This window comes from Bacillus mexicanus, from assembly GCF_050445615.1.
GTDB classification, from domain to species: domain Bacteria; phylum Bacillota; class Bacilli; order Bacillales; family Bacillaceae; genus Bacillus; species Bacillus mexicanus.
Genome location: NZ_JBCEYV010000001.1, coordinates 1195207 through 1220364, shown reverse-complemented (window position 1 = coordinate 1220364; position 25158 = coordinate 1195207). Strand labels below are relative to the sequence as shown.

28 protein-coding genes are annotated in these 25158 nt (G+C 41.6%); 17 read left to right on the top strand and 11 right to left on the bottom strand.

Features of this window, described 5'->3' with window-relative positions; all coding sequences use genetic code 11:
• Positions 1-92: 92 nt before the first annotated feature.
• The 4 genes from pdhA (at position 93) to lpdA (ending at position 5047) form a co-directional block, all read left to right on the top strand.
• Entirely contained in the window at positions 93-1208 is a 1116-nt protein-coding gene (pdhA, locus tag AAGG74_RS06425) for a pyruvate dehydrogenase (acetyl-transferring) E1 component subunit alpha (protein WP_162101442.1), read from the top strand.
• A 3-nt stretch (positions 1209-1211) separates the two neighbouring features.
• Positions 1212-2189 (top strand): pyruvate dehydrogenase complex E1 component subunit beta, encoded by a 978-nt coding sequence (pdhB, locus tag AAGG74_RS06420; protein ID WP_429674838.1) that lies wholly within the window; start codon positions 1212-1214, stop codon positions 2187-2189.
• 112 nt (positions 2190-2301) lie between these two features.
• Entirely contained in the window at positions 2302-3630 is a 1329-nt protein-coding gene (pdhC, locus tag AAGG74_RS06415; protein ID WP_162101444.1) for a pyruvate dehydrogenase complex dihydrolipoyllysine-residue acetyltransferase, read from the top strand.
• A 4-nt stretch (positions 3631-3634) separates the two neighbouring features.
• A complete protein-coding gene (gene lpdA, locus AAGG74_RS06410; RefSeq protein ID WP_162101445.1) occupies positions 3635-5047 on the top strand; it encodes a dihydrolipoyl dehydrogenase in 1413 nt (470 codons plus the stop codon).
• A gap of 42 nt (positions 5048-5089) precedes the next feature.
• Here the strand turns inward: lpdA and slp are convergent, their stop codons facing one another.
• The gene (gene slp, locus AAGG74_RS06405) at positions 5090-5464 is read right to left on the bottom strand and encodes a peptidoglycan-associated lipoprotein Slp (RefSeq protein WP_429674837.1); all 375 of its coding nucleotides are present in this window, start codon (positions 5462-5464) and stop codon (positions 5090-5092) included.
• A 400-nt stretch (positions 5465-5864) separates the two neighbouring features.
• Between slp and AAGG74_RS06400 the strand changes: the two genes are divergently transcribed.
• Positions 5865-5984: a GapA-binding peptide SR1P gene (locus AAGG74_RS06400; RefSeq protein WP_162101447.1), complete on the top strand. Its 120-nt coding sequence runs from the start codon at positions 5865-5867 to the stop codon at positions 5982-5984.
• A gap of 34 nt (positions 5985-6018) precedes the next feature.
• Here the strand turns inward: AAGG74_RS06400 and speA are convergent, their stop codons facing one another.
• The gene (gene speA / locus AAGG74_RS06395) at positions 6019-7491 is read right to left on the bottom strand and encodes an arginine decarboxylase (RefSeq protein WP_162101448.1); all 1473 of its coding nucleotides are present in this window, start codon (positions 7489-7491) and stop codon (positions 6019-6021) included.
• 184 nt (positions 7492-7675) lie between these two features.
• On the opposite strand from speA, the gene AAGG74_RS06390 reads away from it, so the two are divergent.
• Positions 7676-7942, top strand: a complete 267-nt coding sequence (locus AAGG74_RS06390) for a UPF0223 family protein (protein ID WP_429674836.1) — start codon at positions 7676-7678, stop codon at positions 7940-7942.
• A 34-nt stretch (positions 7943-7976) separates the two neighbouring features.
• On the opposite strand, the gene AAGG74_RS06385 is transcribed toward AAGG74_RS06390, so the two are convergent.
• Entirely contained in the window at positions 7977-8615 is a 639-nt protein-coding gene (locus AAGG74_RS06385; RefSeq protein WP_429674835.1) for a YktB family protein, read from the bottom strand.
• Between the two features lie 239 nt (positions 8616-8854).
• Between AAGG74_RS06385 and AAGG74_RS06380 the strand changes: the two genes are divergently transcribed.
• From AAGG74_RS06380 to AAGG74_RS06370, 3 genes are all read left to right on the top strand, one after another.
• Entirely contained in the window at positions 8855-9043 is a 189-nt protein-coding gene (locus tag AAGG74_RS06380) for a hypothetical protein (protein ID WP_162101451.1), read from the top strand.
• 137 nt (positions 9044-9180) lie between these two features.
• Positions 9181-9978, top strand: a complete 798-nt coding sequence (gene suhB, locus AAGG74_RS06375; protein ID WP_429674834.1) for an inositol-1-monophosphatase — start codon at positions 9181-9183, stop codon at positions 9976-9978.
• A gap of 25 nt (positions 9979-10003) precedes the next feature.
• Entirely contained in the window at positions 10004-10432 is a 429-nt protein-coding gene (locus AAGG74_RS06370; protein WP_429675242.1) for a GNAT family N-acetyltransferase, read from the top strand.
• Positions 10433-10505: 73 nt separating this feature from the next.
• Here the strand turns inward: AAGG74_RS06370 and AAGG74_RS06365 are convergent, their stop codons facing one another.
• A complete protein-coding gene (locus AAGG74_RS06365) occupies positions 10506-11420 on the bottom strand; it encodes a class I SAM-dependent methyltransferase (protein WP_429674833.1) in 915 nt (304 codons plus the stop codon).
• Positions 11421-11776: 356 nt separating this feature from the next.
• The gene (locus AAGG74_RS06360) at positions 11777-13342 is read right to left on the bottom strand and encodes a M4 family metallopeptidase (protein ID WP_429674832.1); all 1566 of its coding nucleotides are present in this window, start codon (positions 13340-13342) and stop codon (positions 11777-11779) included.
• A gap of 289 nt (positions 13343-13631) precedes the next feature.
• Between AAGG74_RS06360 and AAGG74_RS06355 the strand changes: the two genes are divergently transcribed.
• The 4 genes from AAGG74_RS06355 to AAGG74_RS06340 are packed head-to-tail and all read left to right on the top strand — an operon-like array spanning position 13632 to position 16639.
• A complete protein-coding gene (locus AAGG74_RS06355) occupies positions 13632-15569 on the top strand; it encodes a hypothetical protein (RefSeq protein WP_429674831.1) in 1938 nt (645 codons plus the stop codon).
• Entirely contained in the window at positions 15559-15828 is a 270-nt protein-coding gene (locus AAGG74_RS06350) for a hypothetical protein (protein WP_162101457.1), read from the top strand. The genes AAGG74_RS06355 and AAGG74_RS06350 overlap by 11 nt, the downstream gene beginning before the upstream one ends.
• Positions 15828-16349, top strand: a complete 522-nt coding sequence (locus tag AAGG74_RS06345) for a sigma-70 family RNA polymerase sigma factor (RefSeq protein ID WP_429674830.1) — start codon at positions 15828-15830, stop codon at positions 16347-16349. Before AAGG74_RS06350 ends, AAGG74_RS06345 begins: the two co-directional genes overlap by 1 nt.
• Positions 16346-16639, top strand: a complete 294-nt coding sequence (locus tag AAGG74_RS06340) for an anti-sigma factor family protein (RefSeq protein WP_429674829.1) — start codon at positions 16346-16348, stop codon at positions 16637-16639. The genes AAGG74_RS06345 and AAGG74_RS06340 overlap by 4 nt, the downstream gene beginning before the upstream one ends.
• Positions 16640-16679: 40 nt before the next feature.
• On the opposite strand, the gene AAGG74_RS06335 is transcribed toward AAGG74_RS06340, so the two are convergent.
• Together AAGG74_RS06335 and AAGG74_RS06330 are read right to left on the bottom strand one after the other, a co-directional pair.
• Positions 16680-17291 carry a hypothetical protein gene (locus AAGG74_RS06335; protein WP_429674828.1) on the bottom strand — a complete coding sequence of 204 codons (612 nt, stop codon included), beginning with the start codon at positions 17289-17291 and terminating at the stop codon, positions 16680-16682.
• A gap of 275 nt (positions 17292-17566) precedes the next feature.
• Positions 17567-17755, bottom strand: coding sequence for a YlaF family protein (locus tag AAGG74_RS06330; RefSeq protein WP_429674827.1), 189 nt, complete (start codon positions 17753-17755; stop codon positions 17567-17569).
• Positions 17756-17867: 112 nt separating this feature from the next.
• Here AAGG74_RS06330 and typA point away from each other — a divergent pair, with 112 nt between their 5' ends.
• Entirely contained in the window at positions 17868-19706 is a 1839-nt protein-coding gene (typA, locus tag AAGG74_RS06325) for a translational GTPase TypA (protein WP_162101461.1), read from the top strand.
• A gap of 55 nt (positions 19707-19761) precedes the next feature.
• Positions 19762-20079, top strand: a complete 318-nt coding sequence (locus AAGG74_RS06320) for a YlaH-like family protein (RefSeq protein ID WP_429674826.1) — start codon at positions 19762-19764, stop codon at positions 20077-20079.
• A gap of 646 nt (positions 20080-20725) precedes the next feature.
• Here AAGG74_RS06320 and AAGG74_RS06315 read toward each other — a convergent pair.
• Entirely contained in the window at positions 20726-21358 is a 633-nt protein-coding gene (locus AAGG74_RS06315) for a DUF1232 domain-containing protein (protein ID WP_162101463.1), read from the bottom strand.
• Between the two features lie 146 nt (positions 21359-21504).
• Here AAGG74_RS06315 and ytaF point away from each other — a divergent pair, with 146 nt between their 5' ends.
• On the top strand, positions 21505-22140 hold the full coding sequence (ytaF, locus tag AAGG74_RS06310; RefSeq protein WP_429674824.1) for a sporulation membrane protein YtaF: 636 nt from the start codon (positions 21505-21507) through the stop codon (positions 22138-22140).
• A 115-nt stretch (positions 22141-22255) separates the two neighbouring features.
• Here the strand turns inward: ytaF and AAGG74_RS06305 are convergent, their stop codons facing one another.
• Positions 22256-22465 carry a YlaI family protein gene (locus tag AAGG74_RS06305; RefSeq protein WP_162101464.1) on the bottom strand — a complete coding sequence of 70 codons (210 nt, stop codon included), beginning with the start codon at positions 22463-22465 and terminating at the stop codon, positions 22256-22258.
• An 82-nt stretch (positions 22466-22547) separates the two neighbouring features.
• Entirely contained in the window at positions 22548-23177 is a 630-nt protein-coding gene (locus tag AAGG74_RS06300; protein WP_429674823.1) for a YhcN/YlaJ family sporulation lipoprotein, read from the bottom strand.
• Between the two features lie 154 nt (positions 23178-23331).
• Between AAGG74_RS06300 and AAGG74_RS06295 the strand changes: the two genes are divergently transcribed.
• Positions 23332-24660: a PhoH family protein gene (locus AAGG74_RS06295; RefSeq protein ID WP_162101466.1), complete on the top strand. Its 1329-nt coding sequence runs from the start codon at positions 23332-23334 to the stop codon at positions 24658-24660.
• A 2-nt stretch (positions 24661-24662) separates the two neighbouring features.
• Here the strand turns inward: AAGG74_RS06295 and AAGG74_RS06290 are convergent, their stop codons facing one another.
• Positions 24663-25148 carry a peptidyl-prolyl cis-trans isomerase gene (locus AAGG74_RS06290; protein ID WP_429674821.1) on the bottom strand — a complete coding sequence of 162 codons (486 nt, stop codon included), beginning with the start codon at positions 25146-25148 and terminating at the stop codon, positions 24663-24665.
• Positions 25149-25158: the final 10 nt, after the last annotated feature.

Below are 25158 nucleotides of genomic sequence, written 5' to 3'. Positions count from 1 at the left end.
TACTGCTGATACTTTAGGGTACCCTAAGTTTGTATGTATAAAGGGAATGCACGTCTAATGACTGTTTAAAAGAAAGGAAGAGGTGACTTAGTATGGCTGCAAAAACGAAAAAAGCTATCGTTGACAGTAAGAAGCAATTTGATGCCATTAAAAAGCAGTTCGAAACGTTCCAAGTTTTAAATGAAAAGGGAGAAGTCGTAAATGAAGCGGCGATGCCTAATTTAACTGATGATCAATTAAAAGAGCTTATGCGCCGTATGGTATTTACGCGTGTGCTTGATCAGCGCTCTATCTCATTAAACCGTCAAGGACGTCTCGGATTTTACGCTCCTACTGCGGGTCAAGAAGCTTCTCAAATTGCAACGCATTTCGCGCTTGAAAAAGAAGACTTTGTACTTCCTGGATACCGTGATGTACCTCAGTTAATCTGGCACGGTCTTCCATTATATCAAGCGTTTCTATTCTCTCGCGGACATTTCAGAGGAAACCAAATGCCTGACGATGTGAATGCCCTTTCTCCACAAATCATTATCGGTGCTCAATACATTCAAACTGCTGGTGTTGCGCTAGGTCTTAAAAAACGCGGTAAGAAAGCCGTTGCAATCACTTACACTGGTGATGGCGGTGCTTCACAAGGGGACTTCTACGAAGGAATTAACTTTGCCGGCGCTTATAAAGCACCTGCGATCTTCGTCGTGCAAAACAACCGCTACGCGATTTCAACTCCGGTCGAAAAACAATCAGCGGCTGAAACAATTGCACAAAAAGCTGTAGCTGCAGGTATTGCCGGCGTACAAGTAGACGGAATGGATGCGCTTGCTGTATACGCTGCAACTGCTGAAGCACGGGAGCGCGCTATCAACGGCGAAGGCCCGACACTGATTGAAACACTTACATTCCGTTATGGCCCGCATACAATGGCTGGTGACGATCCGACTAAATATCGTACAAAAGAAATTGAAAATGAGTGGGAACAAAAAGATCCGCTTGTACGCTTCCGTGCGTTCCTTGAAAACAAAGGCTTATGGTCTGAAGAAGAAGAAGCAAAAGTAATTGAGGATGCAAAAGAAGAAATTAAGCAAGCAATCAAAAAAGCTGACGCTGAGCCGAAGCAAAAAGTAACTGATTTAATGAAAATCATGTACGAAAAAATGCCTCACAACCTTGAGGAGCAATTTGAAATTTATACACAGAAGGAGTCGAAGTAAGCCATGGCGCAAATGACAATGATTCAAGCAATCACGGATGCGTTACGCACAGAACTGAAAAATGACGAAAATGTCTTAGTTTTCGGAGAAGACGTTGGTGTTAACGGCGGCGTATTCCGTGCGACAGAAGGATTGCAAAAAGAATTCGGTGAAGACCGTGTGTTTGACACGCCACTTGCTGAATCTGGTATCGGCGGTCTTGCCCTTGGTTTAGGCTTAAACGGCTTCCGTCCGGTAATGGAAATCCAATTCTTCGGATTTGTTTACGAAGTAATGGACTCAGTTTCCGGCCAAATGGCTCGTCTGCGTTACCGTTCTGGCGGACGCTGGACTTCACCTGTAACAATTCGTTCTCCATTCGGCGGCGGCGTTCACACTCCAGAGCTTCACGCTGACAGTTTAGAAGGTCTTGTTGCACAACAGCCTGGTATCAAAGTTGTTATTCCATCAACTCCTTATGATGCAAAAGGGCTTTTAATTTCTGCGATCAGAGACAATGATCCTGTTGTTTTCTTAGAGCATATGAAACTTTATCGTTCTTTCCGTCAGGAAGTTCCTGAAGAAGAATACACAATTGAGCTTGGCAAAGCTGACGTGAAACGTGAAGGTGCTGATCTTTCAATCATCACTTACGGGGCAATGGTTCATGAGTCATTAAAAGCTGCCGAAGAGCTTGAAAAAGACGGTATTTCTGCTGAAGTTGTCGACCTTCGCACTGTAAGCCCGCTTGACATTGATACAATCATCGCATCTGTAGAAAAAACAGGGCGTGCGATTGTTGTTCAAGAGGCACAAAAACAAGCCGGTATTGCTGCAAACGTAGTTGCTGAAATTAATGACCGTGCGATCTTGAGCTTGGAAGCACCTGTACTTCGCGTAGCTGCGCCTGATACAGTTTTTCCTTTCTCACAAGCGGAGAGCGTATGGCTTCCAAACCATAAAGACGTTCTTGAAACAGCAAGAAAAGTACTTGAATTTTAATCAAACTGCATAATTGAGAGGGAAGATGATATTTTCCCTCTATTATATATCTGTTTTCAATGCATACGTTGTAAACTTTAAAATTGCTTAATCAACTAGGAGGTCGAAAACTGTGGCATTTGAATTTAAACTTCCGGATATCGGGGAAGGTATCCACGAAGGCGAAATCGTAAAATGGTTTGTCAAGCCTAACGATGAGGTAGACGAAGATGATGTACTGGCTGAAGTCCAAAATGATAAAGCGGTAGTAGAAATTCCTTCACCTGTTAAAGGAAAAGTATTAGAATTAAAAGTTGAAGAGGGAACGGTTGCAACTGTTGGGCAAACGATCATTACGTTTGATGCACCAGGTTACGAAGACCTTCAATTTAAAGGCAGCGATGAGTCAAGTGATGCGAAAACTGAAGCTCAAGTTCAGTCTACAGCAGAAGCTGGACAAGATGTTGCGAAAGAAGAGCAGCCTCAAGAGCCTGCAAAAACAACTGGCGCAGGGCAGCAGGATCAAGCTGAAGTTGACCCGAACAAACGCGTGATCGCTATGCCTTCTGTACGTAAATATGCTCGTGAAAAAGGCGTAGATATCCGTAAAGTAACTGGTTCCGGCAACAACGGACGTGTTGTAAAAGAAGATATCGACAGCTTTGCAAACGGAGGAGCGCAAGAAGCTGCACCGCAAGAAACGGCTGCACCGCAAGAAACAGCTGCTAAACCAGCTGCAGCAGCAGTTCCAGAGGGCGAGCTTCCAGAAACACGCGAAAAAATGAGCGGTATCCGTAAAGCAATTGCGAAAGCGATGGTTAATTCTAAACACACAGCTCCTCACGTAACGTTAATGGATGAAGTGGACGTAACAAACCTTGTTGCACATCGTAAACAGTTCAAACAGGTTGCTGCTGATCAAGGAATCAAGCTGACTTACTTGCCTTACGTTGTAAAAGCTCTTACATCTGCACTGAAAAAATTCCCTGTTTTAAACACGTCAATTGACGACAAAACAGAAGAAGTAGTTCAAAAACATTACTTTAACATTGGTATCGCTGCTGATACTGAAAAAGGCTTGCTTGTACCGGTTGTGAAAAATGCAGATCGTAAATCTGTCTTTGAAATTTCTGATGAGATCAATGGCCTTGCAACAAAAGCTCGTGAAGGCAAGCTTGCTCCAGCTGAAATGAAAGGCGCATCTTGCACAATTACAAACATCGGTTCTGCCGGCGGACAATGGTTCACTCCGGTTATCAACCATCCAGAAGTTGCAATTCTTGGTATCGGACGCATTGCAGAAAAAGCGATTGTTCGTGATGGCGAAATTGTGGCAGCTCCAGTCTTAGCTCTTTCTCTCAGCTTCGACCACCGTATGATCGATGGAGCAACTGCGCAAAACGCATTAAATCACATCAAACGTTTACTGAACGATCCACAATTAATTTTAATGGAGGCGTAATGTTATGGTAGTAGGAGATTTCCCTATTGAAACAGATACTCTTGTAATTGGTGCGGGACCTGGCGGCTATGTAGCTGCCATCCGCGCTGCACAGCTTGGACAAAAAGTAACAGTTGTTGAAAAAGCAACACTTGGAGGCGTTTGTCTAAACGTTGGATGTATCCCTTCAAAAGCGCTGATCAATGCAGGCCACCGTTATGAAAATGCAAAGCATTCTGACGACATGGGAATCACTGCTGAGAACGTATCAGTTGATTTCACAAAAGTTCAAGAATGGAAAACTTCTGTTGTAAACAAACTTACTGGCGGTGTAGCAGGCCTTCTTAAAGGAAATAAAGTAGATGTTGTAAAAGGTGAAGCTTACTTTGTAGACAGCAATTCAGTTCGTGTAATGGATGAGAACTCTGCTCAAACATACACGTTCAAAAACGCCATTCTTGCAACTGGTTCTCGCCCTATCGAATTGCCAAACTTTAAATATACTGAGCGTGTTTTAAATTCAACAGGTGCTTTGGCTCTTAAAGAAATTCCTAAAAAGCTTGTTGTTATCGGCGGCGGATACATCGGAACTGAGCTTGGAACTGCGTATGCTAACTTCGGCACTGAACTTGTTATTCTTGAAGGCGGAGATGAAATTCTTCCTGGCTTCGAAAAACAAATGAGTACGCTTGTTACACGCAGATTGAAGAAAAAAGGCAACGTTGAAATCCATACAAATGCAATGGCTAAAGGCGTTGAAGAAAGACCAGACGGCGTAACAGTTACGTTTGAAGTAAAAGGCGAAGAAAAAACTGTTGATGCTGATTATGTACTGATTACAGTTGGACGCCGTCCAAATACTGATGAGCTTGGTCTTGAGCAAGTTGGTATTGAAATGACGGACCGCGGTGTCGTGAAAACTGACAAACAGTGTCGCACAAATGTACCTAACATTTATGCAATCGGTGATATCATCGAAGGGCCTCCGCTTGCTCACAAAGCATCTTACGAAGGTAAAATCGCAGCAGAAGCTATTGCTGGAGAGCCTGCAGAAATCGATTACCTTGGTATTCCTGCGGTTGTCTTCTCTGAGCCTGAACTTGCATCAGTTGGTTACACTGAGGCACAGGCGAAAGAAGAAGGTCTTGACATTGTTGCTGCTAAATTCCCATTTGCAGCCAATGGCCGTGCGCTTTCTCTTAACGAAACAGATGGCTTCATGAAGCTGATTACTCGGAAAGAGGACGGTCTTGTGATTGGTGCGCAAATTGCCGGCGCAAGTGCTTCTGATATGATTTCTGAATTAAGCTTAGCGATCGAAGGCGGCATGACTGCTGAAGATATCGCGATGACAATTCATGCTCACCCAACATTGGGCGAAATCACAATGGAAGCAGCTGAAGTGGCAATCGGAAGCCCGATTCACATTGTAAAATAATGCTCATCAAAAACAGCCCTCGCTTTACGCGGGGCTGTTTTTTTAGTTTGACAGCGCATGCTGCAATGGATTAATGATATCTTCTTTCTTTTTCACACAGCCCTCGATTTTCACCACGACATGGCGTCGATCAACAACCATGAGAGTAGGGACGGTTTCAATCTCATCTTCCCAGCCTTTTTTGTTATCATAAACCTTCATTTTGTCTATTTGTTCCGGATAATCTTTTTCTAAATCAAGCAGTGCATCGTAATATGGCGCTTCCTGGTCAATTTGCTTCTCGTCAGAAAAAAACAAGATTTGTGTATGATGAATGTTGTCAATCCGGCTTTTTTTCATCGGATTAATGGTGGAAATCGTACAGCCCGCTAAAGCAAATACTATTATCAGTATGGGGAATACCGCACGATATCGCATCTATCTTCTCCTCTATATAAACAATAGTAATCTAGCTTTATTTTATCATGAAGGGCAGCTTAATCTGCTCCTTGTTACCTAATTGTTATATAATTGAAACCGTTTTTAAAATGAGATGACATACCTAAATAGCTAGGGGCATATAGAATGTATGGCTGGGTTCTTTCATAAAAGTTCAAGAAAAGATGAAATCATTCGATATCTTATTGCATATGTATCGATTATCACTGCTGTACGAAGAAAATATTGCCTGATGAAGACAAAAAAGCGTTACATGTAATGATTTATAAGTAAAATGTGTTATACAATTTATTGTTGACATTTTGAATGTGACATAATAATATAATAACAACAAATGAAATTAAGCGTTTTCAAATTTCAAAGAAATGGGGAATGAGAGATGGGTACGATTGTTTGCCAAGATTGCAACGAAACCATTCATTACTTTGAAGATGAGAAAGTGACTACATTATACGGAACATGCTGCGGACAGTGTCAATATCCTGTTGAAGAAGAGTAAAAAAGCATGCGGCCCAAGCCGCATGCTTTTTAATTTATTGAATCGCTTTTTGTTCTTTGATGACCCGGACCATGTTTAAAGTTGAGTCTTCTGGTCCTTGAACAGGGAGACCTGCATCAAGATTTTTGAAAATGTAGCTGATATTGTCTTCTGTAATAATTTCCCCTGGAATAAAGATTGGGATACCAGGAGGATATACCATGACAAATTCAGCGATAATCCGTCCGGATGCTTCTTTTAATGGTATGACTTCTGTATTTGCATAGAAAGCATCACGAGGAGTCATTGCTAATAAAGGAATTTCCGGTAAAAGAACTTCGATTTGCTGATGGGTCGCATCTTGTTCTGACATTTGATGTGCGATCTCTGTTATAGCCTCTATAAGCCGGTCTGCATCATTTTGGCTGTCACCAGGAGTGAAAATACATAAAATATTGTAGAGATCAGAAAGCTCAACTTCAATATTAAAGGATTCACGAAGCCATTTTTCAACATCATGCCCTGTGAGTCCGAGATTTTTAACAGAAATAATTAATTTTGTCGGGTCATAGCTGTAAGCTGCTTTTGAACCAAGAATCTCAGAACCGACACAATATATGCCCTCGATTTGATTGAGACGGTTTCTTGTCTCGCTGGCAAGCTTCAGTGTGTCCTCCGCAAGCTGATGGCCTTCTGTCGCAAGGCGTTTTCTGGCAACATCCAGTGAGGCGAGAAGCAAGTAAGAAGTAGATGTTGTTGTCAGCATGCTTAGGATCGATTGCACTCTGTCTTTAGATACAAGGCCCTCTCTCATGTTTAAAATGGAGCTTTGCGTCAGTGATCCGCCCAGCTTGTGTACACTAGTCGCTGCTATGTCCGCTCCTGCCTGCATGGCTGAAAGAGGCAATTGATCGTGAAAGTGAATGTGAACACCGTGTGCCTCATCAACAAGCACCGGTACATCAAATGAATGGGCCAGCTCTACGATGCTTTTTAAGTCGGCTGCAACACCGAAATAGGTGGGGTTGATGACGAGAAGCCCTTTTGCATCTGGATGCTCGGCAAGCGCCCGTTTAGCAGATTCAAGTGTAATACCATGGGAGATACCCAGCTCATTGTCAATTTCAGGATGAATAAAGATGGGGATCGCTCCAGAAAATACAATGGCTGTCATAATTGATTTGTGCACATTTCTTGGAATAATAATTTTATCTCCAGGTCCGCAAACAGCCATTACCATTGTCATAATGGCGCCGCTTGTTCCTTGAACAGAAAAAAAGGTATGGTCTGCGCCAAATGCTTCAGCAGCCAGATCCTGCGCCTGTTTAATAATGCCTTTTGGCGCGTGCAGGTCGTCTAATGGTTCAATATTGATTAAATCTATACTTAACGCGTTTTCACCGATAAATTGTCTGAATTCTGGGTCCATTCCTGCCCCTTTTTTATGGCCGGGAATGTGGAATTGAACAGGCTGTTTGCTTGCATGCTTTTTCAGTCCTGTGTATAAGGGTGTTTCATGTTGCGACAATTGTTTTCCCACCTTTGTAATCATACCTATGCATAATAGTGTGTATTAAAATCAGTTTCTCAACCGTTTTTTAGACGTAAAACAAATGAATTATATTATGAACTTGAAAGAATGTAAAGAACAATTTATGATCGAATGAAGATGCTTTCTGTTTAGGGAAGCAAATCTATAAGGAGTGAAGAAAATGGAATACCAATATCCGATGAATGAAGATTGGACAACTGAAGAAGCAGTTGATGTGATTGTGTTTTTTCAGCAGGTTGAGTTTGCATATGAAAAAGGTGCAGATCGTGAAGAGCTGCTAAAAGCTTACCGCCGTTTCAAGGAAATTGTACCGGGGAAGGCTGAAGAAAAAAAGCTATGCAGTGAGTTTGAAGAACAAAGTACATACTCTCCTTATCGCACAGTCAAACAAGCGAGAGAATCTGACCAAGCGAAGATTAAGATGTAAGAAAACAGAGCCGGAATCTCATCCGGCTCTGTTTTTATGCTTGTGATATATTTTGGGTGAAACGGTACAGGAAAGTAAGCTTGCGAAAGGCATCATCGATATGCTGAAGGAATTCCTGGTTATTCATATTCAGCACTTCTTCTTTTTGCAGCTGTATGCCGCATAACAGCTCTGCTTTTTTAACAGTCTGCAAACGCTCGAACAGCGTCTTCAGCTGTTCCTTGTCCATTTCAGACTGCTTATGTACGCCCGGTTTTGTATGATCTGCGGACCAAACAAAACTGTCAGGAATATTTTTAGTAATGGTTTCTTGGTTCGCTTCAAGCCATTTCCCGTATTCTTCTTTAATAGGGGATTCGTAAATAATTGCGAACCATACAAATACGTGGCTTTCCCATAACCCAATCTGAAAATGCGGCAGTTTTTTATAGCCTCTTTTGCTGTTTGCGAATGCCACCCAGCTGTCATCTGGGGGATTAACAGACCTTCTGGCATGTTTGGCCACATGAGGAAACATTTCATCTCCGGTTAAAGCTGATAAAGTTGGGGCATAATGTTCGCCTAAAGCTGTAAGTTTCGGACGTACCGTCTCTTTTAATACCTCCATGCGCGCATCTAAGCCTTCTATTGTAAATGTATGAAAGTCTTCTTCCGTAAAACGCATTTGAGCCATGATTTTCCTCCTTCATGCTAAGTAAACATATTTTATCACAGTTCACATGAGCGTCAAAAAGATTGAGTGCGTTTGAGGGAAGGGGAAATGTGGTAATAAATGAATAGGTAAACACACAATTTTCAGAATGATGTTACGCGTAAATAGAACAATCATACGATATAAAAAGTAATCATTGTTGAATGGCAAAATGGGATGCTTTTTTACAAACAAATGATCTCTGGAAGGGGAGAAAGACAATGAGGCAAGTTGTAAAAGAGGGATTTAAGAAAGAGAAAGACAATCGTGTAGCTGTCTGGAGACTGCAGGTTGATTATGAATTGGCAACCCTATATGAAGCAATGCAAAAAGAAAATGAGGAACAGATGGAACAAAGTAAAAACAAACTTGAGCGACTCAGAAAAGAATGGATTCGTCTTAACGGGTAAAAAGCGATAGTAAAAACGAACCGCATGAATGGTTCGTTTTTACATGAGAAGGGATATTTTTCATTTTTCTTGCTTTTACACCAGCGTTATCAGTATCCTATAAAATAAAGATCTACATAGAAGAGAGGTACGCCTGAATGACAAATTGGACGGAAATTGATGAGACTGCAAAGAAATGGATAAGAGAAGCAGGCACGAGAATTAAACAATCTATGAATGAAAACCTGACAATTGAAACGAAATCAAATCCAAATGATTTAGTCACCAATATTGACAAAGAAACAGAAATGTTTTTCATTGAACGCATTCAACAAACGTTTCCAGGACACCATATACTCGGTGAAGAAGGCCAAGGAGACAAACTTCACTCTTTGGATGGCATTGTCTGGATTATCGATCCGATTGATGGAACGATGAATTTTGTGCATCAGCAAAGAAATTTTGCCATTTCCATTGGAATTTTTGAAAATGGCGAAGGGAAAATCGGTTTAATTTATGATGTGGTTCATGATGAGCTCTATCATGCATTTAGCGGCAGAGGAGCTTACATGAATGAAACGAAGCTAGCTCCTTTAAAACAAACCGCCATTGAAGAAGCGATTCTTGCAATTAATGCCACGTGGGTAACAGACAATAGAAGAATTGATCCAAACGTGTTGGCGCCCCTTGTGAAAAGGGTCAGAGGCACACGCTCCTACGGTTCTGCCGCTTTAGAGCTAGCAAGTGTCGCGGCAGGAAGAATAGATGCTTACATCACAATGCGGCTTGCGCCATGGGATTATGCAGCCGGCTGTGTGCTGTTAAATGAAGTGGGGGGCATCTATACAACCACTGAGGGGGAACCGTTTACCTTTTTAGAAAATCACAGTGTATTGGCCGGAAATCCATCCATACATAAAATTGTATTCGAAGAGTATCTTCATGCTCGAAAGTAGGGCATTTGAACAGGATGATCTCTGCTTGTTAGAGAAGCTCGCGGAGGCTCATTCCATATGGAAAGAGGAGGAGTTTGGGGAAAAAGATGCAGAAAGCTATCTGATCTCCTACTCCATGTATAACGGGTCATGGCTTGTATGGGAAAAGGACGGTCAGCCTGTTGCCGTCAGCTATCATCTCGATTGGGCGCCCTCCAACGGAAAGCCGTGGCTTGGAACGGTGATGATTGACCCAGCTGAAGAAAAAAAGGGACACGCGAGGACAATCATTGAACAGATCAGCAAATGGCTTAGAGCCAAACATAAAGCAATATTTGCGGCAGTTCCCGTTGACCGCAGTGAGTGGATGCTGTTTTTGAGTCAATGCGGCTTTGAACAGCTGAAAATAGAAAAAGATGAGAAAGGCAAATCATTTATGATTTTGGTGAAGCCTTTAGCAGAAGCTGCCGTATGATGACGGCAGCTTTTTTAGTATGTCCATAGTTTAAAAAGCCTCTCGAAAAAGAGAGGCTTTGATGATTAAAAAATTATTTTTTCACCGCATGAATATAATGAATCGTTTCAAACGCTGACAAGTCGTCCGTTCGATTGTCAAAGAATTGATCATCAATATCATCTGGTGATAGGTGTTCATAGATTAGTAAACCCAATGATTCTAACAGGTTTTCAATTGCTTGATAGGTGAAACACGATTTCATCGGTTCTCCGCTTGCGGCAGCCATTTTCACCATATGTTCGACTCGGTTTGATATTCCGGTTGCAGTAAAGAGTGTTTCATCCGCATAATCAAAAACGATAGAGCTTCCTGATGGGACATGAGAAAACAAATCTCTGATCAAGCTTGCGTTTTCTTCTCGTGTTAAATAGTAAGACACTCCGAGAAAACTAAAGAATGTTTTTGTGTTTTTAAATCCTTCATCTATAAGAGGCTGATACGAAAACGTTTTAGTGAAATCCATAGGAACAAAGTGAAGCTGTTCTGGGATTGTCAGGTTTGCATCCTTCAGCTTATTTATTTTGAATTGTTGTGTTGCCAGATGATCAACCTCGAAAACTTGTAAGCTGCTTTTCAATTCAGGGTGCCGAAAACAGAACGTATCCAGTCCGGCTCCAAGAATGGTATACTGTTTTGTTCCTAACGCCAATTCGTTGTGTAAGATTTTTTCGCAAAATGAAGCACGTGCTAACGGCGTTGGCGATAGCTGGATTTGCGTAACCCATTTTAAAATTTTTTCAGGATCATTGTGCAGTCGTTCAGCGATCTCTTTGCTGAAAAACGAGATTCCTCGGATCATATTTTCGCTGATGTTGATAAACTCTTTTTGGTTGATAAGATCTTTTGCGATAACATCATCAAAAATGAGAGGTGTGTCATACCGGCTATGGTACGCACGAGCAAAAGCTGAAATTAAAGATGTTAGGCTGTACTCGTTTTTTTTCATGAAACAAATCCTCCCAAAAAAAATAAGATTCCCCCGGCCGGGAGAATCTTATTATACATACAAATATGTTAATGGTAAATTATAGCACAAATAAATTTTTTTGTCAACTTTTAACTCGTTCTTTCGTTCGTGTGATCAGAAGTGCCGGCTGTCTGTCGGAAGACCCTTCCCTTAGTCTGTGCCAATATAATAAGCTGCACCGGTTTTGCGGCTGAACGGATTATTCATATCACCGCTTTCCTGTACGGCGCGCTTGCAGCTGTGATAAATCAGCACCCTTCGTGGTAATGAATGTGATTTACAATAAAGGAAAAAGACGACCAAGAAGCCTGAGGGATCTCAGGCTTCTTGTTATATTACAATCCAACAGCCTTCCATGCTGCTTCAACTTTAGCTGCATCAGTGGAGCCGTAAAGATCACGGGCAGACTGCATAAGAGCTGCCTTGGCATCTTTGAAGGTGGAAGAAGGCGTGAGGTACGTTGTTAACGCACGATAATAGATCTGCTGTGATTTCGAGACACCAAGCTTTGTAATGGTATTATAGGCGGCTTTGTTAGGGATTCCGCTGTTTATGTGTACGCCGCCATAGTCGCCTTCATCTGTGTTGGGAAGGTTTTGATAATCGGCATAATTGTCAGGCTGGTCATACTTTGTCGGATTAGACAAACTGCGGAGAGCAGGCTGGCTGACTGTAATGTCTTCACCGATATCCCAATTTTCTGTATCGTTAAAATACCCAAATACGTCAGAGAATGATTCGTTTAATGCCCCCGGCTGATTTTCATAACTCAAGTTGGCTGTTTCTTGAGTGACGCCATGTGTCATTTCATGTGCTGTCACATCTAATGAACCGGACAGCGGAGAGAAGAATGAACCGTCGCCGTCACCGTAAATCATTTGATCTCCTGTCCATGCAGCATTATTGTACTTTGAGCCATAGTGGACGGAAGAAACAATATTACTGCCTTTGTTATCGTAGCTGTCCCGTTTAAATGTTGAATAAAAGTAATCGTACACTTTACCGAAGTTATAATGTGCATCAACGGCTGCTCGTTGTGATGAAGTTTTGAACGTTTTCGTTGAGCTTGAGACAAGCGTTCCCGGCAGGCGGCTTTCTCTTTTTTGCAAGTCATATGTAATGATTTGAGTGCCTGTTGGTTTTGAAAGATCTTTTAGAACGTATTTTCTGCTTTCATAAGAGATGTTTAAAGGAACCGTTGCACCCTTTAGTGTTGTTCCGCTTCCGGTGGCAGCAACATGTTCAACCTTGTTTTGCTGTTTTATTATGTTGCCTGTTTCAGAATCAACTATGACCTCCCAGTTGGCAGGTTCGGGTTCGATATAGCGTATCGTCACGTCGTAAGCAAGACGGTAGCTGCCATCTTTTGTTTCTATTGCTTTTAATTCGGCTTTATCGCTGTTTTTAGCGGTTCCATTAGAAACAGCGTCTGGTGATTTGCCAATGGCTTTGAAAGCGAGAGCCAGCGCTTTTTTAGAAGATATTTTTTGGTTGTTTTCTGTTTTTGCAACAGATTGATTTTGTAATTCACCATTGACCGCATAGACATTATCGGATTTATCGGCGTGGACAATCACTTGAGAATCTTTAATAGGTACTCCGTTAATAACAGGCGTATAACGAAAATGCTTATACCCAAGGTCATCAGTCGTGCTTTCAACAAGCTTCAGCCTTTTGGCAGGATCACCTTTGAAAATGTTGCTGTTTTTTTTCAAAAACTGTTTGACAGCTTTGTCATTTGGTGCAGAGAGTTCTGCTTGAGCAATCGTGTTTTTGGAATGGAAATTTGTTTGATTTTCTTTAAGCTGATGATTCTCAGCAGCCTGAACACCAGGAAGGCTGAATGATAAACTCATAAATGAAGCAGTGACAGCAATAGACAGTTTTTTACCTAAACCCATATTGCATCCCCCTTTTTTGCAAATATTGAAAAATCTTCATGTTGTTATATTAGACTAGCATTCTATCATACTCAACAAAAACTAACATTACGCGACAAAATTGATAGAATTGTCCTGGGTTTATTTTTGTTGAATAATATCGAAATGAGTCAAGTGTCATGTGATAGCACATATAAGTTTTCATGTTTGTTGTGTATCAAGGGGGAAGATGAGATATTTTTGTTTCTGATTGAAACTTTTTGATAGGCCCGCTGTCTAACCGAATGAGGCCTTAATAAGAAGTAAAGGATTGTTGGTCGTGTTGGAGTTATTCAGTCATTATGTATTGCATTTCGAACGTTATTTTATATTAAGCAGACAAAGCACCTTGCTCATTCAATGGACAATTGTAGTGTTGGCGGGCTTATATATTTTGGTGCACCATCCTAAGATAAACCAGTACCGCACAATGTTCTTAGCTGGTGTCTTACTGCGGATTGTGTTGCTGGCCGGGGTGTCTGTTGAACTTATTCATCAGGTGCAGGCGACAAACTTTACCAGTGCTTACTTACGGGAGGACGGCAATGAACTGCTGCCACTGGTGCATTTTTTGTTATATGGGTATGTGCTGCTGACGGCTTTTCACTATATGCTGATGCCTCGTAATCTTGGCGGAAAAGGCATGTTTTATATATTTGATCTCGCTGTTGTCAGTTTGCCGATCGTACAAATCGTTTTCAGTTTCTTTTCGTATTGGAAGGAATGTCCTGATGAGGTCAGGCCAATTGAATTCTTGTTTTTATTTTTCATCATTATTCTTCCTATCGTTTTAAATGTACTGTTTTTCAAGCTGTATTGGGGAACAAACAAGATTTTACTAGGTTTATTTTATACGCTGATTATTGGACTGCTTGTCAAGCTGCTTGTTCCATTTTCCCATCAAATCACCATAGATTATGGTGCAACGATGCCATTTACGATTTATTTAGCAATGGCGGGATTTTTAATGAGCTATCATCTGTTCCAAAAGTCAAGAAAATTTTATATACGTGTGAATAAGCGGCTGGCGATGGCTGTTATGGTGTTTTTTGTCTTATTCTTAAATCCAATTTATAACGTAGGATCCGCTGCTTTTGCAGTCTCAAAACCGATAAATGTCCATGATTCATTCAATTTTGTCGGGGAGCACATTTCATCTGAAAAAGCGGAACAAATAGTAAAGTCATTTTTTCCTGCGGATGAAACACTTTATTTGCACGATACAAACATGGATGTGCATTATTCTTATTCATTTGAAAGCAAAAGCTATAAAGCTGAGGTAGACGAAGTCTCACAGCTGATTCGTAATTATCAATACGTAAAAAAACCGCATGGAAAAAAGCTGACGGATCAAGAGTACATGCTTAGGTCTATCGCTTTTCTTGAACGGCGCGGCCGAGTGTTAAATAAGGACCATATCGAAACAAAGGTATCTAAAGAAGACGGTCAGACAGTCGTTCGTATATATCTAAAAAATCAACTTCATAAAAAAGATAATGATGATGGAGCGCTATTTTATTGGGAAAAGGAAACTTTAATGAGTTTTAGTGAAGACCCTTCTATTTATCAGCTTGATTCTCTTCTCCATGTTCATGTAACAGAACAAGATATTCACGACAAAGTGAAGGACATGTTTGCTGCTTTAAACATACCGAAACAGCCTTATCAGATCACTGATATTGAAAGTGATAGCATGTTAGGAAGCGTAGTGCGCGTTGAAACGAAAAGTGGAATTGTGATGGAATTTGAGGGCGAATCCGGTTCTTTACATAGTCTTTCACTTCCAATGAAAAAGAACAGTTCACTGGCTGACAGCCAGCTGCAACAGCAGATATTATCGATCTTCGATACGGATGCATCAAAAATAAAGAAATCAAGCAAGCGGAGTGACACGGTTGTGTATACGGATTCTTCTAAAGCGTATGAGTTTTTTGAAGATCAAAGTCAGCTGCAGGTTTATGTTTACAGTGATACACCTGAGCAGCCTTTCCCATATACGTATCGCAATGGGACATTGGCTTATAAAAAAGTAGCATCTTCATATCAGGATGTGATTTACAAAAAACGTATGCGGCCGATTATCGTTCACAGAGGGGATGAATGGCATTACGCTTGGCTGATCATTATTCAGCCGTTCGGTTCAAACCGTCATGATGCTTATGTGGTGGATGGAGAAACACAAGAGGTGAAAAGTCTTTATGAATCATAAAGAAAAAGAGTCTATTTTTTTAGATTTATATGACCTATATAAAGAAGGAGAACTAGAGGGTGAATCAATGGAGTGGATGAAACAGCATGAGCCCTTATATCAAAAAAATGCGGAATTCTTAAAGAGTGAATCCAGTTCAAAGAGGAGCCCGGGTGCTGAAGAAGAGAGGCAAATCAGACATATGAAAGTATACTTGTCTTCCATGTATATCTGTTTTATTTTATTGGCCATTTGGATGACGGTGTGGTTTTACTTTTAATGAAACATAGGGATTCTATTGAAGACTTGTACCGACAGTATTACCAAGAAATTTTGAATTATTTATATCGAAGGACGCATCATCTTGAAACAGCTAAGGACTTAGCGCAGGACACATTTGTGAAAGCACTTAACGGCTTGGCTTCGTTTAGGGGGCATTCTTCCATCAGAACGTGGCTTTACACGATTGCGCATCACACCTTTGTCAACTGGTACCGCAGAGATATCAAATATCAATTTGCTGATATCAGCACAAATGAAGGATTAACGCAAACAACTTATGAGCAGCCTGAACAGTATTTGTCACGGACGATTAAAAGCGAAATGCTGCGGCAGGAGCTCCTGCAGTTAAAAGATCAGCATCAGTCCGTTTTGATCTTAAAAGAATTCCAAGAGCTTTCTTATGAAGAAATCGCTGAGATATTAGAGTGGAGTCTTTCGAAGGTGAAAACTACGCTGCATCGGGCAAGATTAGAGCTAAAGAAAAACATGATGAAAAGAAGAGAGGAGGAGCGGATATGACCTGCTTTCTAGTAAGAGACCTGCTTCCTCTGTATCTTGAAGGTGATTGTAATAAAGAAACGGAACACGTCGTTGAAGAGCACTTAAAAACTTGCAGCAGATGCAAAGAAATGTATGACCTGATGGCTGAGCCGTTTGAATTGGAAAGTGAACAGGTCGTTGATGAGGTTTTTCTGCCTGAAGAAGAAAGGCGTTTTAAACAAAGGTACTATGGTTTGCAGATCGTTAAAGCTGCCTGCTGGTTTGGAGCGGCGGTCGCCTTGATGCTGATTATCAAACTGCTGATATAAAGAAAAGCGCTTGACCGATTCCGGCAAGCGCTTTTTAATATTAAGCCTGTGGATGAAGAATAGTGTAGACTGCGGCAAGCTGTTCTTGTGACAGAGTACCGAAAAAGTCTTCGTAAGCGTCAGCTTGCTGAGATGTTGCGCCTGCTTGTGCCGCTTTATCTTTATCATAACTGTATACATTATCTTGCAGCACAATGGCAGCCTGAAGAATGTGAATCTTTGAGGAAGCTGCAGTTAAAAATTTTTCAGTTGCAACTGCTTGTTTTTCTGTGATGCCAAGCTCTGCTGCCTTATCTGTATCGAGTTTGTAATTTTCACCTTCGATATACACACATTGTGAAACGGCGCTGAAAAATTTTGGCGCCGACTCCCACATTTTTGCGATGACTTGAGCCTCTTCTTTTGACATTCCTAACTCGACAGCTTTTTCACTATCAAAAGAATACACACCATCTTGTTCAGATATACATTGATTTAATAAAGCAACGTATGTATCAAAATCCTCGTTAGTGATTGTTTGGTGCTCGAGCTGAATAGCTGTGTTATCAACCATTGTTTTGGCGCTGGCTGCATGCGGGCCGAACGTTAATAAAGCAGCTGAAGTTATTGCGACCGTCGTTAGCACAGTCTTTTTTACAAATGTTTTTTTCATGTTTTGCCTCTCCCTTTTATGAATTGTGGTGCGGGTTCCATTATAGGGAGAGATTGGTGTCGAACAAATAGGTTATATGGCATTTTATGTAGAACGTGACCGAACTGCTTTTTGTCGTTCACAGCTGTCATCGCCAGAACAATTGTCTATGTATGAACGCTGCTTTACACCTTCCTGACTAAAGAATAGGGGAAATAAGGCTTAATAAAATGAAAAAACACCGCTTTTTTTTAGCGGTGTTTTTTGATTATAATGTCGCCGGCAGGGCAATGCTTTTAATCAAACAAGCCTTGCTCGCGCATTTTCTTTTTTAATGTAAACCCACCGCCCATTACGGCGCAAACAAGAACAATGCTGGCGATTGTGCCTGCAATGCTTTTTTCAGCGATAAAGACGCCGATCAGCATCATACTGAAAACCGCTGTAAATGCAAATAATAGCAAAAGCCAATTCATTTTTTTCATATTTCCCATCCCCTTTTACGTCTTATATAAAGTTTACAGAAAAACGTGACGCTTTTAAAGAGGATGTGTGATATAATATGAAAGTTATCTAATTTTATTAGGAGATGAAAAAGTGAAACTTAGAAATGACCTTCGCAACATCGCGATTATTGCCCACGTTGACCATGGGAAAACGACTTTAGTCGATCAGCTTTTACATCAGGCTGGTACGTTCCGTGCCAACGAACAGGTTGCTGAACGCGCAATGGACTCTAATGACCTTGAACGTGAACGCGGCATTACAATTTTGGCGAAAAATACTGCGATTAACTATAAAGATACACGCATCAATATTTTGGATACCCCTGGACACGCTGACTTTGGGGGAGAAGTAGAACGGATTATGAAAATGGTTGACGGCGTATTGCTTGTCGTTGACGCATATGAAGGCTGTATGCCTCAAACTCGTTTCGTTCTGAAAAAAGCTCTTGAGCAAAACCTTAATCCGGTTGTTGTTGTCAATAAAATTGACCGTGACTTTGCTCGTCCTGAGGAAGTAATCGATGAGGTTCTTGACCTGTTCATTGAGCTTGATGCCAATGAAGAGCAGCTCGAGTTCCCGGTAGTATACGCTTCAGCAATTAATGGAACAGCGAGTCTTGATCCGAAACAGCAGGATGAGAACATGGAATCTTTATATGAAACCATTATTAAGCATGTTCCTGCACCTGTTGATAATGAAGAGGAGCCGCTTCAATTCCAAGTTGCCCTTCTTGACTACAATGACTATGTAGGGCGTATCGGAATCGGGCGCGTATTCCGCGGCACGATGAAAGTCGGCCAACAGGTTTCTCTTATGAAGCTTGACGGAACGGCTAAGTCATTCCGTGTTACAAAGATTTTCGGTTTCCAAGGCTTAAAGCGTGTGGAAATTGAAGAAGCAAAAGCGGGAGATCTTGTTGCTGTTTCCGGTATGGAAGATATTAATGTTGGTGAAACAGTATGTCCTGTTGACCATCAAGATCCGCTTCCAGTGCTTCGAATTGACGAACCGACACTTCAAATGACATTTGTCGTAAATAACAGTCCGTTTGCAGGCCGTGAAGGCAAATACGTGACATCCCGCAAAATCGAAGAACGACTCCATTCTCAGCTTCAGACTGATGTGAGCTTGCGTGTTGAGCCCACAGCTTCACCTGATGCTTGGGTTGTTTCCGGACGCGGTGAACTCCATTTGTCAATTTTAATTGAAAATATGCGCCGTGAAGGTTATGAGCTTCAAGTTTCAAAACCTGAAGTTATCATAAGAGATATTGACGGTGTACGCTGTGAGCCTGTTGAGCGAGTGCAAATCGATGTTCCTGAAGAGCATACTGGCTCAGTAATGGAATCAATGGGTGCGCGTAAAGGCGAGATGGTTGATATGATCAACAACGGTAACGGGCAAGTTCGTCTCATCTTTACAGTTCCTTCTCGCGGATTAATCGGATACTCTACAGAGTTTTTATCTTTAACACGCGGATTCGGTATCCTGAACCATACGTTTGACAGCTACCAGCCTATGCAGGCGGGCCAAGTTGGCGGACGCCGCCAAGGTGTGCTTGTATCAATGGAAAACGGAAAAGCGACAGCATATGGAATTCAAGGAATTGAAGACCGCGGTGTCATCTTCGTTGAGCCAGGTACTGAAGTATACGAAGGAATGATCGTTGGAGAGCATAACCGCGACAACGACCTTGTTGTTAACGTCAGCAAAATGAAACAGCAGACGAACGTTCGCTCTGCAACAAAAGATCAGACAACAACAATTAAAAAAGCGCGCATCATGTCTCTTGAGGAGTCTCTAGAGTACTTAAACGAAGATGAATACTGTGAAGTAACACCAGAATCCATCCGTTTAAGAAAGAAAATCCTCAATAAGAATGAACGTGAAAAAGCAGCTAAAAAGAAAAAAACAGCAGGATTGTCTTAAGCTCTTGCAGAATTTGAAAAGATAGAACCCGTACGTTTAAGGGGAGGGAATCTTTTTGAATGATGTAAGCGAACGCCTGTCGCTCTTTGCCGCTCTATTTCAAGTAGACCGGCAGCCTGCGCCAGGCATGTGGCTGCTGTATGGCACAATTTTTGTGTTGGCCGTTATTGTATTTAAGCTTGGATTTGCTAAAAGGCTTCCGGTATTAAAATCAGCAGTGGTGTATGTATTTCTGGCTTTGGGCTGCACTGTTTTGACCTTTTTAGGTGTGTTTTTGCCCGTGGCGGAGGGATTGATCGTCGCTGCCCTGATTTTAATTGTTTATAAAATTCGGCTGTATCAGTCGAAAAAGGGACAGTCTGCAAAATCATAAAAAGACTCAGCTGAGAAGCTGAGCCAGCTTGTAGAGAAAACAATGTTTTTTCTACAAGCTTTTTTATTTTGCGCTGCTTTTTTTAGGTATTCACCAGATTTCAAAAAACAGAAAAAGAATTTTTGTGAGGTTTTTCCGTAAAAACACAAACGGTTTTGACTGACCTTTCATTTACGGCCGGAAATCGTTCTGTCTTCGTTTGAATGATAATGTGTCATCGGTGCGAAGAAAGACTGTTTGGTATGTGACATCTCTTTAAGGCTCAACCAGCGCTTTTTTTGTTCCCTTCGCTATTTGTTTTTTTCATGATCGGCTGAACCTTTCTCTATTCGTTTCAGGCGGCAGCAAAGAGGATATGCTTAACTTCTTTCTTATTTTTTATAAGGTTATTTATACACATACGTTTATGCGAAAAAACCATCAATTTTTCTTTTACTCTTTTTTCCACTTTCCTGCGGCGAATATCGTTCCAATCTGAATCACCACACTTAACAGAGCGCATACTGCCACAACTGTGTTGCTGTCCATAGAAGACACCCTCCTTTTTATTAGGTTGATGTATCATATGACAGCTGTCTCTGTTTTGACAAAACTGCAATGCGATGTTTCACATTTTTCAACAAAAAGGGCGCTTTTTTAAGCGCCTTTATTTTTTTTTCAGCCGGTGTAAAACGATTTGAACGGCGATGGCGTCATCCAGATAGCCAATGGGAAACATGTAATCCGGAATAACGTCCGTTTCTAAAATATAATACAGCAGCGCGCTCCCGAGAATCATACGGTCTTCAGTCAGTGTTGCTTCATCCATATACTGACAAAACATGTTTTTTAAATGATCAATAAAAGGGCCGACGCTTTCTTCATTATTTATTTTCTTTTGAAACTGATCGCAAATGAGGCGATGGCCTTGCTGGGTTTTGGCGTATTGTTCATATCTGGTCAGCTCGCGTTCAATTTGCTGCCGGGAAAAAGGCTGATCAAACATCTCCGCCATATTGAGCATATCCTGAATCGCGTGCATCGGATCTTGCGGCGCAGCCTTTTTTTCATGGCCGATATTTATGCCTGATGCCTCGAGTAATTCTTCCAGCGGGGTGCAAAGGTGTTTAGAAAATTCCTGAAGATGCTTTAAATTGGCCTTCTGCTTGCCATTTATAATCCGGGAGATGGTAGCTGTATCAATATTGGTTAAGGTGCTGAGTTTTCTCATGGAGAGCGAGTGCTTAGTAAGCAGTGATTTTAAAAGGGGGCCCAATGTCGTCTTTTTATTTTCTTCCAATGGTGTCACCTCATTTCCAACGGAATGATGATAACCAATCAATCATTTTTGCGAAAAAGGTACCTTTCCTGTGCTGTTGCATAGGATAGGGTAGATTCAACAGCGCAACATGTTGAGAAGACATCAAAGAATGGAGAGATCATAATATGGCTTGGTTATTGATTTTAGGTTTGGCAATATCCTCGAGCATTGATAATTTAGGGGTAGGAATGTCGTACGGTATCAGAAAAATTAAAATATCTCACACATCAAATATGATGATCGCTTTTATCTGTTTTTTATTCAGTTATATCGGAATTTATTTCGGTAAATGGATTTCAGTCATTTTACCGGGCATTCTTCCTGTGTTGCTGGCAGCTTTTATTTTATCTGTTATCGGCATCCGCATCATCCTGCTGGCTGTGCCGAGAAAAAAAGAAAGCTCAGCGTGTGTTGATGTATCATCAAGAAAAAAAGGCCGTTTTGCCGGTCTGTTACAACATCCGGAGACGGCGGATGCTGACCGTTCGGGAGAAATCAGTATATTAGAGTCTATCGTTCTTGGGGTAGCTGTATCTGCAAATGCACTGACCAACGGATTAAGCGCGGGTTTGATCGGGCTTTCTCCTGCTGCAATTTCCATCACTGCAGCGCTCGGCAGTTTCTTGACCATATGGCTCGGCTGCTCGCTCGGAAAAAAAGCTGCCTCATTGCGCATTGGATCTTTTCGTGTCGGACAGTTCAGCACGATGCTGAGCGGAGTCATTATTCTTATCATTGCCGTCAATACGCTGCTCTTTTAAGTTGTCCCGTTCATTTTATGAAAAACATCAAATAAATATGAAGGTTCCTGTTCGGAGAGCGCCTGACTCAGCTAGGAAGCTGAGTCTTTTCTGTTCTGTATGGTAAAGCGTCTGCTTATTTTTTAACTTTTTCTTTCTTCTGTCTGCCTGGATGAAACGTGAATTTCCCCGTTTTCAGCCGTTCTTCTGTTTTTTGGGCAATCCGGTCGTGGCATTTCTGGCACATATATGTATGGATTGGGCGGTTTCGAAGCCGTTTCGCGATCAGGGTGTCATCATTAATTGTTTCAATTTTATCGCAAATAGAGCATTGGACCCTCATCATATCACCTCTTTCACTAACATGTATTATAGCACGGATCAGAAGATGTCCGAAATAAGAAAAAACTAAAGCGCAGGGCTTTAGCTTAATCGTTGGTATTCTTGTTCATATGATGATCGGATTGATCGTTTTGCTCCTGTTCCATTTCCTGCCGTTGCTTTCTGTTTAATTGGTCATTTTGCTGCTTTGTTTGCGGCTCATCTTCATTGTCAATTACATCGTTAGGCACTTCCGGAAGCACTCGGCCGACAATCGCAGCTAATTCATCTAGTATGCCTGTTACTGGACGGCCTTCACTTATTTCTCTGCCCATTTCTTTTAGGCGGCTGACCGTATCAGGATCAGCAATGACTACTGCGTTGGCGCCATACCTATCGTTTTTTAGAGCCTGTGCCACAGAATATTTAATCGTTTCCACTTTGCTTCTGTCCAAAGTATCGTCGACATCAATCCCAATAACGGCATAACTCCCAAGCACAACAGCTGTTGCATCTTTAACATCAGGGTTTTTTTCAGCAACGCTGACAAGATGCTTGGCAATATCGTTTCTTGTTCCATTGTCTTTCGTTTCTTGAGTTGTGTCTTTTACGTGAATCGGTGTGGTATCCTGCTGTCTTGTTGATTCTTTTTCAACATTTTGATTCTGCTTTCCTTGTTGGTAGGCACATGCGGACAGGATAAACGTCAGTTGTATCATAATGAAAAGAATTCGCACTTGCGGGTTCCCTCCTTGAAATGCATTCATTAATTTTATTGTTGAATTAACCTTCTATCTTTATACACAAAATCATATATTTTAGCAGGCATTCACCTTTTTCATCGTAAGAGAAGCAGGAGAAACTTTGACCCTTATATCGGGAGGCTGAGACTTGAGTAAAATTTATGTGTTAGATACGAATGTGTTATTACAGGATCCTAACGCGATATTTTCTTTTGAAGAAAATGAGGTTGTCATCCCTGCTGTCGTATTAGAAGAGGTTGATTCAAAAAAACGATATATGGACGAAGTCGGGAGGAATGCAAGGCACGCATCTAAGCTGATTGATGCGTTAAGGCAAAAGGGCAGGCTGCATGAGCATGTACCGCTCGATAGCGGCGGCACACTGAGAATTGAATTGAATCATCGTTCGTTTCATCAGCTGCAAGAGATTTTTATTGAAAAAACAAATGATAATCGCATATTGGCCGTTGCGAAAAACTTAAGCCTTGAGGAAGAAACAAAGGAAAAGGGCAGGCCGGTTATTCTCGTCAGTAAAGATGTGCTTGTCAGGGTTAAAGCGGACGCAATCGGACTGCTTGCCGAAGATTTTTTAAGTGACCGGGTTGTGGATCATGATGAAATGTACAGCGGCTATAAAGATTTATTTATTAGCCGGCAGCTGTTCAGCTCTTTTTACGGAGAAAATCAAATTTCGGTAAATGATATAAAACAGCATGCCTTTTATCCGAATCAATTCGCAATAATGAAGGATGAGCTGGGAGGATCCTCCTCAGCAGTTGGAATTGCAGATAAAACAGGAACGGTATTAAAAAGACTCGTGTTTGATGATGAACACATATGGGGAATCAGGCCGAAAAATGTGCAGCAAAAAATGGCATTAGAGCTTTTGCTGCGCGAAGATATTCCGCTCGTCACCCTGATCGGAAAAGCGGGAACCGGCAAGACGCTTTTAGCATTGGCGGCAGGGCTATTACAGACAGAAGACTTAGGAATATACAAAAAGCTGGTCGTAGCAAGACCGATTGTTCCTGTTGGCAAAGACATCGGGTACTTGCCCGGCGAAAAAGAGGAAAAGCTTAAGCCTTGGATGCAGCCGATTTTTGACAACTTGGAGTTTCTGTTTAATGCGAAAAAACCCGGGGAGCTTGAAGCTATTCTGGCAGGGATTGGCTCAATTCAGGTAGAGGCGCTGACCTATATCAGAGGGAGGAGCATTCCAGATCAATTTATCATCATTGATGAAGCGCAAAATTTGACCAGGCATGAGGTGAAAACGCTGCTGACGAGAGTAGGCGAGGGCAGTAAAATTGTCTTAATGGGCGATCCAGAACAAATTGATCACCCATATTTAGACAGTCTGAACAATGGTTTGGCTTATGTGGTTGAGCGGTTTAAAGGACAACCTGTCTCAGGCAGCGTGAAGCTGTTAAAAGGTGAGAGATCAGGCCTCGCTCAGATTGCCGCTGATTTGCTGTAATACTAAATAATTTCGATTTCTTTTATATCGGTGATCGGCTGTTTGTGATCAACTGAATCTTCAAAGTAAATATGAATGGGACCGCCTTCTTGAAGCGGCTTGCCAGCTTCACTGAAATGGACAATACTGTTCAGAGCGGTTTTCAGAGGAACAAATGTATTCCCTGAACTTGTGACAAACACGCATTGTGCTGCAGAGCTGAGGGGCTCGGCATTTTTCAGCACATTCCCAAGTTTCATTGCAAAACTGCCGTTCATCAGCTTTTGCTTCTCGTATTGCTTTTCCGTCTTTAATGTCGGTGGCGAAATCCGGCCCTCTCTAATGATTCGTTCAGGATCAAGATCGGATTCATCCCCGGCTGATTGTAAATATGTGTCTTGACTGTCCCCTTTGCGGTCAAACGGAAATTTGCGATCGTCAAAAATCCATACGCTTGGATCGATGGTGATCGGATATGTAACCTTTCCCTTCACTTGTATAACGCTCATGATATAACCC

What these genes read in the sequence shown, in the direction of transcription:
- pdhA (WP_162101442.1), top strand. Translation starts at nt 93, where the DNA reads ATGGCTGCAAAAACGAAAAAAGCTATCGTTGACAGTAAGAAGCAATTT.
- pdhB (WP_429674838.1), top strand. Translation starts at nt 1,212, where the DNA reads ATGGCGCAAATGACAATGATTCAAGCAATCACGGATGCGTTACGCACA.
- lpdA (WP_162101445.1), top strand. Translation starts at nt 3,635, where the DNA reads ATGGTAGTAGGAGATTTCCCTATTGAAACAGATACTCTTGTAATTGGT.
- slp (WP_429674837.1), bottom strand. Translation starts at nt 5,464, where the DNA reads ATGCGATATCGTGCGGTATTCCCCATACTGATAATAGTATTTGCTTTA.
- AAGG74_RS06400 (WP_162101447.1), top strand. Translation starts at nt 5,865, where the DNA reads ATGGGTACGATTGTTTGCCAAGATTGCAACGAAACCATTCATTACTTT.
- AAGG74_RS06390 (WP_429674836.1), top strand. Translation starts at nt 7,676, where the DNA reads ATGGAATACCAATATCCGATGAATGAAGATTGGACAACTGAAGAAGCA.
- AAGG74_RS06385 (WP_429674835.1), bottom strand. Translation starts at nt 8,615, where the DNA reads ATGGCTCAAATGCGTTTTACGGAAGAAGACTTTCATACATTTACAATA.
- AAGG74_RS06380 (WP_162101451.1), top strand. Translation starts at nt 8,855, where the DNA reads ATGAGGCAAGTTGTAAAAGAGGGATTTAAGAAAGAGAAAGACAATCGT.
- suhB (WP_429674834.1), top strand. Translation starts at nt 9,181, where the DNA reads ATGACAAATTGGACGGAAATTGATGAGACTGCAAAGAAATGGATAAGA.
- AAGG74_RS06365 (WP_429674833.1), bottom strand. Translation starts at nt 11,420, where the DNA reads ATGAAAAAAAACGAGTACAGCCTAACATCTTTAATTTCAGCTTTTGCT.
- AAGG74_RS06360 (WP_429674832.1), bottom strand. Translation starts at nt 13,342, where the DNA reads ATGGGTTTAGGTAAAAAACTGTCTATTGCTGTCACTGCTTCATTTATG.
- AAGG74_RS06350 (WP_162101457.1), top strand. Translation starts at nt 15,559, where the DNA reads ATGAATCATAAAGAAAAAGAGTCTATTTTTTTAGATTTATATGACCTA.
- AAGG74_RS06345 (WP_429674830.1), top strand. Translation starts at nt 15,828, where the DNA reads ATGAAACATAGGGATTCTATTGAAGACTTGTACCGACAGTATTACCAA.
- AAGG74_RS06340 (WP_429674829.1), top strand. Translation starts at nt 16,346, where the DNA reads ATGACCTGCTTTCTAGTAAGAGACCTGCTTCCTCTGTATCTTGAAGGT.
- AAGG74_RS06335 (WP_429674828.1), bottom strand. Translation starts at nt 17,291, where the DNA reads ATGAAAAAAACATTTGTAAAAAAGACTGTGCTAACGACGGTCGCAATA.
- AAGG74_RS06330 (WP_429674827.1), bottom strand. Translation starts at nt 17,755, where the DNA reads ATGAAAAAAATGAATTGGCTTTTGCTATTATTTGCATTTACAGCGGTT.
- ytaF (WP_429674824.1), top strand. Translation starts at nt 21,505, where the DNA reads ATGGCTTGGTTATTGATTTTAGGTTTGGCAATATCCTCGAGCATTGAT.
- AAGG74_RS06305 (WP_162101464.1), bottom strand. Translation starts at nt 22,465, where the DNA reads ATGATGAGGGTCCAATGCTCTATTTGCGATAAAATTGAAACAATTAAT.
- AAGG74_RS06290 (WP_429674821.1), bottom strand. Translation starts at nt 25,148, where the DNA reads ATGAGCGTTATACAAGTGAAGGGAAAGGTTACATATCCGATCACCATC.